The following is a 14683-nucleotide window of genomic DNA, read 5'->3' as shown; positions in this document are numbered from 1 at the left end:
GCATGGCCAAGCCGACCGTCGTCGGATCCACCCGGGTGTCACTCATCCCGGACACGTCGTCGTTCGGCGACCGGCTCCGCATCGAGCTGCCCTCCGCCGTGCGGCAGCCCGCAAAGCTCGCCGGCCGGGTCGCCGGTGAGGAAATCCTCGACGGCATCCAGCGGAAGCTCGCAGCGGCCACCCCGATCGTGCGTGTCGGCGTGGACCTGAAGACCGCCCTGGTCACTGCTCAGCTCGACAAGCTGACCCGCACCCGCACCGTCAACATCGACGCCACCTTGAGCGACAAGGGGGCCACCGCCGCCCTAACCAGACTGACCCGCGACCGGACGGTCAAGGTCACCGCATCTCTTGACGACACCGCGGCCCGCACCGCACTTGGCCGGCTCACTGGGCGCCGCACCGTGACGATCGCCGCCAGCCTTGATGAGACCGCGGCCAAGGCCGCCCTGGGGAAGCTGACAGCCACCCGCACCGTCAAGGTGAAGGCCGAAGTTGACGACACCGCCGCCAAGGCCAAGCTCGCCGGGTTCGGGAAAACCACCGTCGACATCATTGCGAAGATCCAGGACGCCGCGTACAAGCGGGTCGAGAAGGCCCTCGACAAGCTGACCGCGGACCGGTTCGTGCAGATCCGGGCGACCCTCGACACCCGCGTTGCCGCGAACGAGTTGCGCGGCCTTACTCAGCGGCAGCGGGTTCGGCTCGGTGTCGACGTCGACACCCGCGTTGCCGCCGCTGACATTGCGAACCTGACCCGGCGCCGCACCATCGGCGTCACCGCCCGCGCAGACACCGCTGGCGCGAACACCGCCCTCGGATTCCTGACCCGCGACCGAACCGTCAACGTCCGCACCCGGCTCCTCGGGCTCGGCGGCCTCACCACAGCCCTCACCGGCCTCGGTAGTTCAGGTGGCACCAGCAGCGGCGGTCTGGGAAGGCTGCAGAAGCAGATCCTCCTCATCGGCGGGGCAATCCTCACCTCGCTCCCGACGATCGCCTCATTCGGGTCCGCCCTGGCGCAACTGGGGCCGCTGGCCGCCGTAGCCGCACCGGCCGTTCTCACGCTGGGTGCCACCTTCGGCGCGCTCAAGCTCGGCGTCTCCGGTGTTGGTGACGCGATCAAGGCCGCGTTCGCCGACACCTCCGGCGCAGCGAAGGCCGCGGCCACCGCCACTCGGCAGGTCGAGACGGCACAGCGCTCGCTGGCGAATGCGCAGCGCGGCGTCACGGACGCAGAGCGGGCCCTGTCTCAGGCCCAGCGCGACGCCCGCCAGGCCCAGGCCGAGCTGTCTGTCGCACGACGGCAAGCCGCCCGCGATCTGGAAGACATGAACGCCCGGCTACGGCAGGGCTCCCTGGACCAGAAGCAGGCCGCACTCGATGTGAAGCAGGCGGAAACCGACCTGGCCGCGGTCCGCTCCGACCCCGCCGCCACCCAGCTCCAAATCCAGCAGGCCGACCTGGCGTTGCAGCGAGCCAAGGCCTCGGCCGAGGAGCAGTCCCGGCAACAGAAACGCCTCCAGGTTGACACAGCAGCCGCGAACAAGGCTGGGGTTGCCGGTTCGGACGCTGTCGTTCAGGCACAGGAACGGATCCGGGCCGCGAACGAACAGGTCGCCCAGCAGCAGCGCGTCCTTACCGACGCGCACCGGGCCGTTGCGGACGCCACCCGGGCCGTGGCCGAGGCGCAGACGGCCGCCGCCGCACAGACATCGAAGCTCGACCAGGCGCTGTCGAAGCTGTCCCCGAACGCCCGCGGCTTCGTCGCTGTCCTGCAGACCATGGCCCCGGCATGGCGGGCGATGCGCCTCGACGTACAGGACGCCCTGTTCGCCGGGCTCGGCACTCGCCTGGAGAACGTCGGATCCCAGATCCTGCCCACAGTGAGGGCTGGACTGGTCGGGACCGCCGGCGAGCTCGGCACCATGGGGCACAACGCCCTCATCGCCGTCGGCAATCTTCAGAAGACCGGGCAGCTCAAGGGCACCTTCGACGTCATTCGCAACGGCCTCGGGAACCTGAGCAAGATCCCTGGGCAGATCGTCACCGGCCTGTCTCAGCTCACCATTGCCGCCGGCCCGGCGTGGGACCGGATGACGGCCGGCGCCGGGTCCGCGATGGACCGGGTGATGGACAAGCTCGCCAAGGGGCTGGAGTCCGGGAAGCTCACCGACGCCATCGACACCGCGCTCGACGTCGCCGTCCAGTTCGGACACGTCCTCGCGGACCTCTTCGGCGTTCTGAAGAACATCATGGGCGCCGCCGCCGACGCGGGAGGGAACTTCTTCTCCGTGTTCGGCGCCGCCCTCGCCGAACTTCAACGCATCACGGCCATGCCCGAGGTGCAGACGGCACTCACAACGATCTTCACGGCGCTGCAGTCCATCGCCTCCCTCATCGCGGGCACGCTCGGCGCTGTCATTCAGGCAGTCCTGCCGCTCCTCGCAGCGCTCGCCCCCACGATCACCGTCCTGGCGAACGCCCTCGGCCCGGTCCTGGCTCAGCTGGCCGTGAGCCTGGGCCAGGCACTGATGCCGGTCGTCACAGCCCTGCTGCCCATCATCAACGTGCTCGGGCAGGGCATCCTCGACATCGTCACCGCCCTCCTGCCCGTACTCGCACCCATCGGGCAGGTCATCGGGGCCATCGTCGACGCCCTCGGTCCCGTCATCAGCACCGTCGTCGACGTCATCGTCCAGGTCGTCGGTGCGCTCGCCGGACCGCTGGCCGCAATCATCACCGGGCTGATGCCGGTGGTCACACTCCTCGCCGACCTGATCGGGGAGACACTCACTGCCCTCATGCCTGCCCTGACCCCGATCATCGGGATCGTCGCCCTGCTGGCGCAGTCGCTCGGCACGGTCGTCGTGTCAGTGCTCCAGGCCCTGATCCCGGCACTGCAGCCGCTCATCCCGGTGATCGTGCTGATCGCCGAAATCTTCAGCCAGCTCGTCGTGGCGATCCTGACCCCGCTGACGCCGATCATCACACTGTTGGCGCAGGTTTTCGGGCAGGTGCTCGTCATCGCGATCCAGGCGCTCGCACCGATCCTGAAGCTTGTCGCGGACATCTTCATGGAGTTGCTGCCCGCCCTGCAGCCTCTCTTCCCGATCGTCGGCCAGTTGGTTGGGGCGCTCGCCCAGTTGCTGACGCCGCTGTTGGGGCTGCTGACTTTGGCACTGCGCCCTCTGCTGGCTGTGATCGGGCTTGTGGCCGGGCTGTTGGTGAAGGGGCTCGGGGCCGCACTGGCGTTCATCATCCCGATCGTGGTGAAGGTGCTGGGCTGGATCGGCCAGCTTGCCGCGATCATCGCCAAGGTCATCACGAAGATCGTCAACGGGTTCAAGTGGCTGTTCGACGTCCTCCTCGGCCACTCGATCATCCCGGACATTGTGCGCGGGGCCATCCGGTGGTTCACCGACCTGAAGGACAAAGCCCTCCGCATCTTCCAGTGGATCACCGACGGAGTCCGCGACAAGTGGGACGCCCTGTGGAGCAACGTCAAGAAGACCGCCAGCGCAGCCTGGGGCATCGTCAAGAAGGGCTTCGACGTCTTCGCGGACGGCCTCAAGGGCGCCTTCGAGGGACTGAAGAAGGGCATCGGCAAGGTCTGGGACGGGCTGAAAGCCCTGGTGAAGGCACCCATCAAGTTCTGGATCGAGACGGTCTACAACAACGGCATCGTCAAGGTGTGGAACAAGACCGCAGGGAAGATCCCCGGCGTCCCCGACCTCAAGACCATGTCCCTGCCCAAGGGCTTTGCCCGAGGCGGTGTGCTGCCCGGGTACAGCACCTGGCGCCAAGGCGACGACCAACTCGTCCCGATGCGCCGCGGCGAAGGCGTCTACGTGTCGGAAGCGATGAAGGACCCGTATGAGCGGGCCCGCCTCCACGCCGTCAACCGGGCCGCCATGCAGGGACGCTCCCTGCGCCAGTTCCGTGGCTTTGCCGAGGGCGGCATCCTCGGTGGAATCTCCGACGCCGTCGGCTCCGCACTCTCCAAGGGGGCCGACGTCGTCCGCGGCGGCCTAGCTGACCTTGCCGAGTCCGCGTTCAAGCCGATCAAGACCGGCATCACGAAGGTGCTCGGCAGCGACAAGAACACCTACGGCGGCATGATCGGCCAAGCCCCCATCGGGTTCATCGACAAAGCCATCGACTACATCCGAGGCAAGGACATCCCCCCGGAGGGCACCGGGCAGTGGATGAAGCCCGTCAACGTCGCCTACGGCACCCCGTTCGGCAAGGCCGGGCTGATGTGGTCGTCCGGCCGGCACACCGGCCTCGACTTCCCCGCCAAGACCGGCACACCGGTGCACGCCGTCGACAACGGCGAGGTTGCCTCCGTCACCTCCGGCGGCCCCTACGGCAAGCACGTCACCATCGCGCACGGCGGCGGTCTGTCCTCCCTCTACGCCCACATGTCCGCGATGGTCGCCAAGGCCGGGCACAGCATCAAGCGCGGCGCCCGCATCGGCTCCGTCGGTGCGACCGGCAACGTCACTGGCCCCCACCTCCACCTCGAAGCCCGCATCGACGGCAAGGCCGTCGACCCGATGCGCTACCTCGAAGGCGGCACCGGGGGCGACTCCGGTACGGGTGTTGAGCGATACCGAGGCGTGGTCACGCAGGCACTCGGTCAGGTCGGGCAGTCCCTGGCCCTCGTCAACACCACGCTGCGGCGGATGAATCAGGAGTCCGGTGGCAACCCGCGCGCGGTAAACCGCACCGACATCAACTGGATCAACGGCACGCCGTCGGTGGGGTTGATGCAGGTCATCGAGCCCACGTTCAACGCCTACGCCGGGAAGTACAAGAAGACCGGCCCCAAGCTGTACGGCGTCAGCATCGACCCGATGGCGAACATCTACGCCTCCATGCGGTACGCCCTTGCCAGGTACGGATCCCTGTCCGCCGCGTACAGCCGCATCGGCGGGTACGCCCAGGGCGGCATCGTCGGCGGAGGCGCCCAGATCTACACCGGGCTGCCCCGCAGCGCCGGGTACGCAACCGGAGGCGTGGTCCGTGTCGGCGGGAAGACCATCGACACCGGGCCGCTCCGGGCCGCCGTCGGCGGGGACTTCCTCAAGCAACTCACCGGCACAGCCTCATCGATCGACGCCGCGATGACGAAGGTCGCCGCCGCGTTGAAGAACGCGTTCAAGAACGTCAAGACCACCCTCGACGACAAGCTCATCAAAGCAGTCACCGCACAGAACAAGGCACTCCAGAAGCTGGCCACCGACCGCGACAAAATCCGGGCCAAGATCGCCGAAGCGACCGCGTTCGCCGCCGACACCACAAAGAGCGGGAACACCTTCGCCGCCCTCACCAGCCTCCCCAACAGCGGACAGCCGTTCGGCGCAACCGGCATCACCGACGGGCTCAAGGTCCGCCTCGGGCAACTCCAGGCGTTCTCCAAGAACATCGCCGCCCTGTCCAAGCGCGGCCTGTCCAAGGACCTCATCGGCCAGATCATCGCCGCCGGCCCCGACCAGGGCGCACCGTATGCGGCAGCGCTGGTGGCCGCAACCGATGCCCAGCTCAAGGACATCAACGCCACACAGGCGGCGATCGGGAAGGCGTCCACCTCCTACGGGCAGGCCGCCGCGGACGCCATGTATGACGCCGGCGCCATGTCGGGGAAGGGGTACCTGGCCGGACTAAAGGCGCAGGAGACGTCGATCGTGAAGGCGATGACGGACCTGGCCAAGAAGGTCCAGAAGGCCATCAAGGTCGAACTGAAAATCAAGTCGCCGTCCCAGGTCCTCGACGCCCTCGGCCGGTTCACCGGCATGGGCTACGCCCAAGGCATCCGCAACACCATCCCGCAGGCAGCCGAAGCCGCGGCGTCCATGGCCCGTGTCGTCCGTTCCACCACGGCCGCCACCATGGCCCGCACCGAAACGCGAACCGTCAACAACACCAGCGGCGACCGGGTCCTCAACTACAACGCCCTCGTCCGCGAAACCGCGTCCCGCCGCAGCATCCTCGACGCCCTGGACGCCGAGGAAATGCTCCACCGACCCGTGATGAGCGGAGCCTGACATGCCCATCCTTGTCGCACCCGCCACCATCCCCGGCGAGCCGCAGCCGCCATGGGAGTGGCCCCAGCGCCTCATCCAGATGCCTACGGTGTCGTTCACCGATCCCAGCGGCCGGGTCACGACACTCACGGACTGGGAACGGGGCTGGGTGGTCCAGCCTGGCGCCAAGGGGTTGGACATGCCCGGGTACGCCATGGCACAGGACGAGTCACCCGGCATCGACGGCTACGAAGTGCGGCAGGTCCGAGCCCAAGGGAAAATGATCACCATTCCGATTGCTTTCTGGGCACAGGACTCACGCGCCGCCTACCTGGCCCGCCGCCGCGCACTCATCCGCTCCCTCAACCCGAAACGCGGCACTGGGACGCTCACCCTCACCCAGCCCGACGGGGCAGCGCGCAGCATCGGCGTCCTGTACAGCGACGGCCTGGAAGGCGACGAGTCCCTCGACGCGGCCGGGGCCCGCTGGTGCATCGCCGCCCTCGTGTTTGCCGCACCGTCCCCGTACTGGCTCGGGGCGGAAGTCACCACCAGCTGGGCTGCCGCACTCGGCGGCGACTTCTACCCCTTCCTGCCCCTCGCCGTCGGCGACTCCCAGGTCCTCGGGTCCGTCACCGTCGACAACGACGGAGACGACGACGCCCACCCCGTCTGGACAATCACCGGCCCCGCCACCTCCATCACCCTGACGAACGTCACGACCGGCCACACCCTCGCCCTGACCCGCACCATCACCGGCACGGACGAGATCGTCATCGACACCCGGGAACGACGCCAGACCGCGCTCCTGAACGGCGTCACCAACCTGTGGCCCAACCTGTCCGACGCCTCAACCCTGTGGCCGCTAGAACCCGACACCAACGAGCTGACACTGACCGTCGCCGGATCCACATCCGCCACCCGGGTCCGCATGACCTACCAGCCCCGCTACCTCGCCGCCTGAGAGGAGGACCCCATGAACGACACCACCCTCCGCGTCTACGTCCGCGACGCCGCACTGCAACGCATCGGACAGGTCGACGACTACACCAGCCTGATGTGCGTGCCCCGCTACAACGCCATCGGCGCCTACACCATGGAGATCTCCGCCGACTCGGCCAAGGCGGCATTGCTCGTCGAGGGCAACGGGCTCATCATCCGGACCGCAGCCGGTGACCTCGTCGACTCCGGGCCGATCCGCACCGTCGACTGGGCTCGCAGCGAAAGCGACGCCGGAGCCGGCCGCCTCACCGTGTCCGGGGTCAGCGACACCGCGCTCCTCGCCCAGTACACGTGCTGGCCGAACCCTGCCGCCGCGATCGGGTCGCAAGCCGACACCGTGTACAAGATCAGCGCGACGAAGGCGGAGACCGCCATGCGCGCCCTCGTCACCCTGAACGCCGGGCCCGGCGCCCTCACCTCCCGGAAGAACCCACTCCTGACCCTGGCAACGGACGGTGCCCGCGGCCCCGTCATCACCCGGCAGATCAACCAGTTCGACAGCCTCCTCACCGTTCTCACCGACATCGCCGACGCAGCCGGGCTCGGGGTTCGCGTGGTCCAGGTCGGGGCCGGGCTGCAGTTCCAGGTGTTCCAGCCCACCGACCGCTCCGGCACCGCCCGCTTCAGCTTTGGCCTGGGCAACCTCACCGACGCGAACTACACCACCACACCCCCGACCTGCACCCGCGCCATCGTCGTCGCCGGCGGCCAGTCAACCCCCCGGGTCTGCAAAACCTACGACCGCACCGACCCCCTGTACCCGAACCTGGTCATCGAGCAGTTCGTCGACCAAACATCAGTCGACACCGCGTCCGTCGACCTGGCCGCACAGATGGACCAGGCCGCCGAGGAGGCCCTCACGTCGGGGGCAGGGAAGGGCTCCTTGTCGATCTCCCCGATCGATATTCCGCTGCTCCGCTATGGGCGCGACTACGCGGTTGGCGACACCGTGGCCGCACAGGTCCGGTCCACCTGGACCACCGATGTGGTCCGCGAGGTGACCCTCACCTGCACCGCCTCCGAGGGCACCACCGTCAAAGCGGCGGTCGGGTCGGACAACGGGGACGGTGCCGTCGCACGCATCTACCAGTACATCGCCCAGGTCAAGAAGGACGTCGGGCGCCTCAAGACAAGGAAGGCCGCCTGATGGCTGAGTTCTCGGCGCCGTTCGACGGCAGCCCCATCGCCACCCAGTCCCAGTGGTCCCGCATGGCGCGGCGCTGGGGCATCGACGGTGTCCACGCCGACGACCCCGCGTCCGCCTCCCTGAAAGTCACCGGGGACGGGTCCGGCAACGTGTCCCTCTCCGTGGGGGAGGCGTTCGTGAACGGCTTCTACTACAAGAACGACGCCGCCAGAAACGTCCCTGTCGTGGCAAACGCAGGCTCGGCGGCCCGCATCGACATGGTCGTCCTCCGGGCCAGCATGAGCGCCAAAACGGTCACCGTGCAGTACGTGACGGGCGGAACCAGCGCCCCCACCCTGGCCGCCGACGAGGCCGGCGTGTACGAAATCCCGCTCGCCCAGTGCACTGTCGCCGCCGGGTCCTCCGTCGTCACCGCCGCCAACGTCGCAGACCGGCGCTGGTTCACCGACCGCGGCTCCGTCGCCAGCATCCCCGGGGCACGGCGCCCCAGCGTGCGCGGCCAACTCCTCGTCGAGGGCGGCAGCCTATATGTGGGCGACGGGGCCGGATGGCAGTGGCTGGCAACGGCCGGCGTCCAGGACGCCACGTACACCCCAGTGTGGTCGGCCGGGGCCACCACCATCAACTGGGGATCCAACTCGCAGAACATCGGCCGCTACCAGGCCGTCGGCCGACGGGTCGACCTGACGATCCAGCTCATCCCTACCGGAAACCCGCCCGCTTACAGCGACCCGATCTCGGTCAGTCTCCCCCCTGGCCTGCCCTGCACCTCCGTACACCGGTCGATCTTCACCTGGAACTTCAACAGCTCTAACGGCGACGGCGGCATGCAGGGCGTCGCGACGACACACCCCAGCGACTCCACCCTCCGCATCGCCCGCTTCCGCTACCCCACGTCCTCCGGAAACGCCTCCACCGCCCTCCCGGACAGCAAGGACGTCCTGACGAACTCCCCGATCAACATCCGAACCGACGACGTCCTCACCATCAACGGCTCCTACTGGCTCGCGTAGCCACCCGGAAGGAACAACCATGAGACACCTCTTCGGGGGCTCCACCAGCGACTACGCCATGGAACGGGTCGGAAACCAGCTCCTGCTCCGCCCCGGCATTGTTGCCACCGTCTGGGATGCCCTCACCGGCGGCACCCAGCTCGAAGACCTCACCGACACCAGCGGCGCACCCACCACCAGTGTTGTGGCAGCGGCGGACGGCGCCGTGTCTTTCTACGGGCCGGAGGATGTCACCTCCTGCTTCATCGACCTCGGGTACGGGCGCCGCTACTCCCTGATTGCCGCAGACATTGCGCAGACGGTGGCGTCCCGAGTGGCTGGTGTGGCTGCTGCGGCGGCCGACGACGCGACGACGAAGGCGGCTACTGCCCAGGCCGCTGCCACTGCCGCTGCCGCAACGAGCGCTGCTGCCCTGTACCTGCCGAGCGCGATCACCACCGTCGACGCGTACTTCGCCACAGCGACATCCCTGGCCCCCAGGTTCTTTGCGCACCGCGGCGGGGGCATGGTCCGGCCCGAGCACACCATGGTCGGCTACCGGGCGTCGGCAGCCATGGGATTCCCCTTGGAGGTCAGCGTCAACGTCGACGCCAGCGGCGAGCTGTGGTGCATCCACGACACCACCATGGACCGCACCACAAACCGTACCGGGAACGTCAACACGTTCACGACCGAGGAGATCGGGCAGCAGGCCATCACCAACCGGGACATGCTCGGACCGGGCTGGGCACCGCAGCCGATGGTCCCGCTCCGCCAGGTTTTGGATGAATTCCTGGGCAAGATCGTCATCTTCTTGGAGGCCAAGGGCAACGACGCCGTCGTCCCTCTGCAGCAACTGCTCGACACCCACTACCCGCACGCCCCCCGGTCCGTCGTCTGGAAGGCGCACATCGGCACGGCCAGCCTGCCGTGGGCGAAGAGCCGCAACTACCGCACCTGGGTGTACCTCGACTCCGGCACCACTGACGCCACCATGGACGGCAAGGACAGCCTCGTCGACTACTGGGGCGTCCAGACCACGTTCACCGACCTCCGAGTGCAGCAGGTCGTCGCCCGGGGCAAGCCCACTTTCGCCTGGCCCGTCTACCGCCGCTCCCAGGTCGCCCGCCTCACCGGCCTCGGCGTCGTCGGCATCATGGCGTCCGACCCTCGCTACGTGTCCACTGCCACACCCCAGCGCACTGCATCCCGCTGGGACCTCCAGGTCAAGGAATCGGGAGGGACGCCCACGATCGACTACGACAACACCTACGCCCTGGTGTTCGCACCCTCGCCCGATGTCGGCTGGGTCAGTGTTGCCGCCGTTCCCAACCAGTCCTACGGTCTCGGTACGTACTCGCCGATCCAGGGCGGGGCCGGCGGCTACCGGATCTCGTTCGACATGAAGTTCAAGACGCTGCCCGCGAGCACGCTGCACGGCGGGGTGTACTTCGGGAAGCAGTCGGATGACGCCTACCGGTTCGGGACCGCCAACGCCACCGGCGGCTACCACCTGGTGATGCGCGCCAACGGGCAGTTGCAGCTGAACAAGCACACCGCCGGCTCGACCACTGGTACCCAGATCGGGTCGACGATTGCGACCACGGCGCCCGTCGCCGACACGGCCATGAGTTTCCAAATCGATGTCACCGCGACCACGGTGGAGGTGAGGCGCACGGACAGCACCGGGTGGACGACGGGACCGATTGCCGATACGTCCTACCGCGGGGGCTACTTCGGCCTGTCGAACGGCTCCGTGACCGATGTGGCGACCCGCCCCTACTGGCGGAACCTCGCCGTCACCCAGCTCTGATGCCGGCGCTGGTATCGGGCGCAGGTGCGCCCGGCGCCGTGTCGGCGCTTGCAACCGCAGCGCCGGGCTGGGTGGTTGAGGTGTCTGCCCCGCCCGGCACCGACACGGCCGGTGCACCACCGGGCGGTGCGGTGATCGGGTGGGTGCTCGTCGCGGACATGGCAGCGACAGGCGGGGCCCGGGTAGAGCCCGTGTTCCTGGCGGCCGGGCGGGCGTGGACCCCGGACCAGTACCGGGCCGCCTACGGGCAGGCGCTCAGCGTCGACGTCGGGCGCGGATAGCGGAGGCCCGCGCCAGCTGTTCGGTGGCGCGGGCCTTCACCGCTGACACTGCGGCACTTGCCGCCGACGCGCTGGCCCGTGTCAGGGTGACCGCGGCCTTGCACCAGGAGAGCCCGGCCAGCCGTGCGGCGGCCACGGGCCGACGGGCTGCCTCGACCCGCGACCAGCGAACCCTCACACCGTCCCCGAGGTCTCGCACAGCTCGTGCACCGGGGCTGCTGTCACCGCAAGCTGCGCCATGGGGTCGGCCGGCTCAGGCATCGGGGGCCTCCTCAGAACTGGCCTTGCGCCCACCCAGTGGTACCTGCTGAAGGTCGCGAGCGCGCGCGAGGTTGGCTTCCGTGACTCCAAACGGTCGGAACCGGTCGCACGCTGCGCACTGCCCGTAGCTGTTGCCGTCCAGCACGGGCGATTCACAGACACAGGTGGAATGCGCGCTCGACCGACGAACAGTCCCGGTGGAAGAGCCCCTTTTCGCCCTGCCATCAGCGGGACGCGGCCCGTCCCACGAATGGGAGACGTTGACCCAGTCGCCCTTGACGGAACGGCCACCGCACCAGGTGCAGCGAGTAAGGAGACGGCGTCGCCACCTCTGGAGCGGATGGACCTGCAGCCGCCAGTGGTAGACGTGGAAGCGCCACGAGCGGCCCGGGTAGATCGACCAGGTCGTGGAGTCGTAGCCGGATGGGTCTCGATGCCACACGGTGACCAGCGGCGGGAAGTAGAGACCGTGCCCGGCGAGCCCCCAGAAGGCGCCGTTGATCTGCCAGCGTGTTCCGTTGCGGGCTGCTTGTTCGGTTCTCCAAGGTTCGCCCTTGGGCCATGGTCGGCGGATCTCGAAGGCGACGGTGAGCGGGTCATGCATGCGCGCTCCTTGGCAAGGGTGTTGGCAAGGGTGGCGGCGGGCTCGCCCCTTGCCAGAAGGAGCCCGCCACCGGGGGCCGTGACGCGGTGAAGCAACGACCCGAGGACAGAGTAACCCTCAACCTTGGAATCGTAGGCATAATCGAACTTGGAGCCTATGATTCAAAGGTCAACGGTCGATGCGGGCTCCTCCCGCCATCCCGCAGGAGACACAATGGCCACACCGCTAACCGCAGGAACCTTCCTCGACGCACTCCGCAGCGAAGGAGTCGACATCGTCGAGGTCGACTCCTGGCGCACCCACAACCGCGACCACAAGGGCCCCTGGGGGCCCGTCAACGGCGTGATGATCCACCACACCGTCACCAAGGGCACCGCTAACACCGTCAAGATCGTGCGCGACGGCTACTCCGGACTCCCCGGACCGCTCTGTCACGGCATGATCGCCAAGGACGGTCGGGTACACCTCGTCGGCTACGGGCGCGCGAACCACGCCGGACTCGGCGACCCTGACGTCCTGGCCGCAGTCATCGCTGAACGGTCCGTGCCCACGGACAACGAGGCCACGGTCGACGGCAACCGGCACTTCTACGGGTTCGAGTGCGAGAACCTCGGCAACGGCAGCGACCCCTGGACGGAGGCCCAGCTGCTCGCCATCGAGAAGGTGGCCGCCGCCCTCTGCCGTGCCCACGGCTGGTCCGCGAAGTCCGTCATCCGCCACCTCGACTGGCAGCCCGGCAAAGTCGACCCCCGCGGCATCGACTGGCCCGCCATGCAGGCACGCATCGAGAAGCGCCTCGGCGTGAAGACCCCGGAGAAGCCCGCCACGACGCCGCCGAAGCAGCCCGTCGTCGACCTGTCCCAGCTCGTCGCCGCAGCCAGGGCCAACCCAAAGGCGGCCGGCACACCGGTCACCTACGCCGGGGTCAAGGTCGTCGAGGCCGCGCTCGTCAACGCCGGCCTGCTCTCCAAGAAGTTCAGCGACGGGCACTACGGCACGACCACCGTCACCGCCTACGCCGCATGGCAGCGCTCCAAGGCGGGCGGCGCCTACCGCGGCACCGATGCCGACGGAATCCCCGGCAAGGCCAGCCTCACCGCACTGGGCAAAGCCCACGGCTTCACCGTCACCAACTGACCACACGAGAAACGGACCACCATGAAGATCTTCGGCAGAGAGCCCGTCACCATCCTCGGCGCCATCGCCGTACTCCTGAAGCTCCTCGCCGGCTACGGCGTCGAGGTCAGCGAGACGCAGCAGACCCTCATCAACACGTTCCTCGCTTGCGCCGTCGCCGTCGCGTCCGCGGTCGTCCTGAAGACCGGCGCCGTGTATGCCGCCCTGCTCCAGCTGGCGTCTGCCGGCCTCGCCCTGTTCGTCGGCTTCGGCCTCGACATGACGGCCACACAGCAGGCCGGGTGGATGGCACTCGTCTCCGCGGCCCTCGTCGTCATCGAACGCCCCGCCGTCCAAGCGCCCCTACCGTCCACGCCCATCGAGCAGTCCAGCCCCATCAGGACCGTCTGAGCCGGCCAACCACGTAGCGGAGGCTCCGGTGAACGAAATATTCGGCGTCGCCCCAACCGACGCCGGGGCCGTCGCGCTCCTCACCCTCGTCATCCTGTTCATCCTGACCGGGCGCCTCATCCCCCGGAAAACCCACGAGGACGCTCTGACCGACCGCGACAACTGGCGGGCCGCGTTCCTTGAGTCCGAGGCGCTCCGCAAAGTCGAGCACGACCAGACAGGCGAGCTGCTTGAGATGGCCCGCCTCGGAGGGCACATCCTTGCCGCCCTTCCCGCGCCCCCACGCACGGCAAGGGAGGAGGTGAGCCCGGGTGATCGCATGGATCAAACGCCATCTGGCAGGCCCTGAGCGGCCCGACCTGCGCGCCTCCGAGGCAGCCCTTGAACGCACCCGCACGGACCGCGAAGCGACTGAGGCCAGGCAGTCCAGTGTGGACGCTGCAGTTGCCCCCATTCGGCGGGCACGGATAGAGAACCATCTTCGCGAGCGCATTGAGGCGGCGTTCGCGGAACGCCGAGGAGTGCGACCATGAACGAGTTGGGCACGGACCAGTTGATCAACGTGACTATGTCGGCGCTCGCGTGCCTGGCCTGCGCCATCTTCGCAACCGTCTACCACGCCAAGGCCCCGTGGTGGAAATCTGCCACCGGCTGGAACCTGATGGGCTTCGCCGGCGCGGTCGGCCTTCTCTGCCTCTACACCGTGCTGATCACCATCTGGCCCGACGGCTGTGCTGCCGCAGCCCTGCGAGGCATCCGTACAGCCGTGCTCGTCGCCATCACGGTCCTCATGGCCCAACGTACCCGTATGGTGATCCGGGCCCAGCGACACACGGCGGCAGGCCGGTGACCAACGGACCACAACCCCCACGGAGCGGCCGCCACCACCCATGGGCCTTAAGACGTCGTCTTGATTGGCTGAGACGAGACGGGAGTGCGGAGGATGAACCCGTGTGCTTCCTTACTTCTCGGCCGGATTGTGTCGGCAGCACCGGGTAGACGATCATGAGCCAATGGACATGGACAT

The 14683-nt window shown here is 68.2% G+C and carries 12 protein-coding genes; 11 read left to right on the top strand and 1 reads right to left on the bottom strand.

Annotation, left to right across the window (positions count from 1 at the left end; genetic code table 11):
* The first annotated feature begins 2 nt into the window (after nt 1-2).
* The 6 genes from ACWCXC_RS31400 to ACWCXC_RS31375 all read left to right on the top strand — a co-directional run bounded on the left by ACWCXC_RS31400 (nt 3) and on the right by ACWCXC_RS31375 (nt 11264).
* A complete protein-coding gene (locus ACWCXC_RS31400) occupies nt 3-6050 on the top strand; it encodes a peptidoglycan DD-metalloendopeptidase family protein (RefSeq protein WP_450891206.1) in 6048 nt (2015 codons plus the stop codon).
* Between the two features lies 1 nt (nt 6051).
* On the top strand, nt 6052-6993 hold the full coding sequence (locus tag ACWCXC_RS31395) for a phage distal tail protein (protein WP_450891205.1): 942 nt from the start codon (nt 6052-6054) through the stop codon (nt 6991-6993).
* A gap of 12 nt (nt 6994-7005) precedes the next feature.
* The gene (locus ACWCXC_RS31390) at nt 7006-8178 is read left to right on the top strand and encodes a siphovirus ReqiPepy6 Gp37-like family protein (protein WP_450891204.1); all 1173 of its coding nucleotides are present in this window, start codon (nt 7006-7008) and stop codon (nt 8176-8178) included.
* A complete protein-coding gene (locus tag ACWCXC_RS31385; RefSeq protein ID WP_450891203.1) occupies nt 8178-9191 on the top strand; it encodes a hypothetical protein in 1014 nt (337 codons plus the stop codon). Before ACWCXC_RS31390 ends, ACWCXC_RS31385 begins: the two co-directional genes overlap by 1 nt.
* A gap of 19 nt (nt 9192-9210) precedes the next feature.
* Nucleotides 9211-10983, top strand: coding sequence for a glycerophosphodiester phosphodiesterase (locus tag ACWCXC_RS31380; protein WP_450891202.1), 1773 nt, complete (start codon nt 9211-9213; stop codon nt 10981-10983).
* A 158-nt stretch (nt 10984-11141) separates the two neighbouring features.
* A complete protein-coding gene (locus ACWCXC_RS31375) occupies nt 11142-11264 on the top strand; it encodes a hypothetical protein (RefSeq protein ID WP_450891201.1) in 123 nt (40 codons plus the stop codon).
* Nucleotides 11265-11517: 253 nt separating this feature from the next.
* On the opposite strand, the gene ACWCXC_RS31370 is transcribed toward ACWCXC_RS31375, so the two are convergent.
* On the bottom strand, nt 11518-12129 hold the full coding sequence (locus ACWCXC_RS31370; RefSeq protein WP_450891200.1) for a hypothetical protein: 612 nt from the start codon (nt 12127-12129) through the stop codon (nt 11518-11520).
* Between the two features lie 213 nt (nt 12130-12342).
* Between ACWCXC_RS31370 and ACWCXC_RS31365 the strand changes: the two genes are divergently transcribed.
* The 5 genes from ACWCXC_RS31365 to ACWCXC_RS31345 are packed head-to-tail and all read left to right on the top strand — an operon-like array spanning nt 12343 to nt 14506.
* A complete protein-coding gene (locus tag ACWCXC_RS31365) occupies nt 12343-13266 on the top strand; it encodes an N-acetylmuramoyl-L-alanine amidase (RefSeq protein WP_450891199.1) in 924 nt (307 codons plus the stop codon).
* A gap of 21 nt (nt 13267-13287) precedes the next feature.
* The gene (locus ACWCXC_RS31360; protein WP_450891198.1) at nt 13288-13656 is read left to right on the top strand and encodes a hypothetical protein; all 369 of its coding nucleotides are present in this window, start codon (nt 13288-13290) and stop codon (nt 13654-13656) included.
* A 28-nt stretch (nt 13657-13684) separates the two neighbouring features.
* Nucleotides 13685-14005 carry a hypothetical protein gene (locus ACWCXC_RS31355; RefSeq protein WP_450891197.1) on the top strand — a complete coding sequence of 107 codons (321 nt, stop codon included), beginning with the start codon at nt 13685-13687 and terminating at the stop codon, nt 14003-14005.
* On the top strand, nt 13968-14189 hold the full coding sequence (locus ACWCXC_RS31350; protein WP_450891196.1) for a DUF7620 family protein: 222 nt from the start codon (nt 13968-13970) through the stop codon (nt 14187-14189). The genes ACWCXC_RS31355 and ACWCXC_RS31350 overlap by 38 nt, the downstream gene beginning before the upstream one ends.
* Entirely contained in the window at nt 14186-14506 is a 321-nt protein-coding gene (locus tag ACWCXC_RS31345; RefSeq protein ID WP_450891195.1) for a putative phage holin, read from the top strand. The genes ACWCXC_RS31350 and ACWCXC_RS31345 overlap by 4 nt, the downstream gene beginning before the upstream one ends.
* Nucleotides 14507-14683: the final 177 nt, after the last annotated feature.

The organism is Streptomyces sp. NPDC001515 (assembly GCF_053597115.1).
This window is presented reverse-complemented; position numbering and strand designations above follow the sequence as displayed.

Excerpts from the sequence above, each read along its gene's own strand:
- ACWCXC_RS31400 (WP_450891206.1), top strand. The coding sequence starts at position 3 with ATGGCCAAGCCGACCGTCGTCGGATCCACCCGGGTGTCACTCATCCCG.
- ACWCXC_RS31395 (WP_450891205.1), top strand. The coding sequence starts at position 6,052 with ATGCCCATCCTTGTCGCACCCGCCACCATCCCCGGCGAGCCGCAGCCG.
- ACWCXC_RS31390 (WP_450891204.1), top strand. The coding sequence starts at position 7,006 with ATGAACGACACCACCCTCCGCGTCTACGTCCGCGACGCCGCACTGCAA.
- ACWCXC_RS31385 (WP_450891203.1), top strand. The coding sequence starts at position 8,178 with ATGGCTGAGTTCTCGGCGCCGTTCGACGGCAGCCCCATCGCCACCCAG.
- ACWCXC_RS31380 (WP_450891202.1), top strand. The coding sequence starts at position 9,211 with ATGAGACACCTCTTCGGGGGCTCCACCAGCGACTACGCCATGGAACGG.
- ACWCXC_RS31375 (WP_450891201.1), top strand. The coding sequence starts at position 11,142 with ATGGCAGCGACAGGCGGGGCCCGGGTAGAGCCCGTGTTCCTGGCGGCC.
- ACWCXC_RS31370 (WP_450891200.1), bottom strand. The coding sequence starts at position 12,129 with ATGCATGACCCGCTCACCGTCGCCTTCGAGATCCGCCGACCATGGCCC.
- ACWCXC_RS31365 (WP_450891199.1), top strand. The coding sequence starts at position 12,343 with ATGGCCACACCGCTAACCGCAGGAACCTTCCTCGACGCACTCCGCAGC.
- ACWCXC_RS31360 (WP_450891198.1), top strand. The coding sequence starts at position 13,288 with ATGAAGATCTTCGGCAGAGAGCCCGTCACCATCCTCGGCGCCATCGCC.
- ACWCXC_RS31345 (WP_450891195.1), top strand. The coding sequence starts at position 14,186 with ATGAACGAGTTGGGCACGGACCAGTTGATCAACGTGACTATGTCGGCG.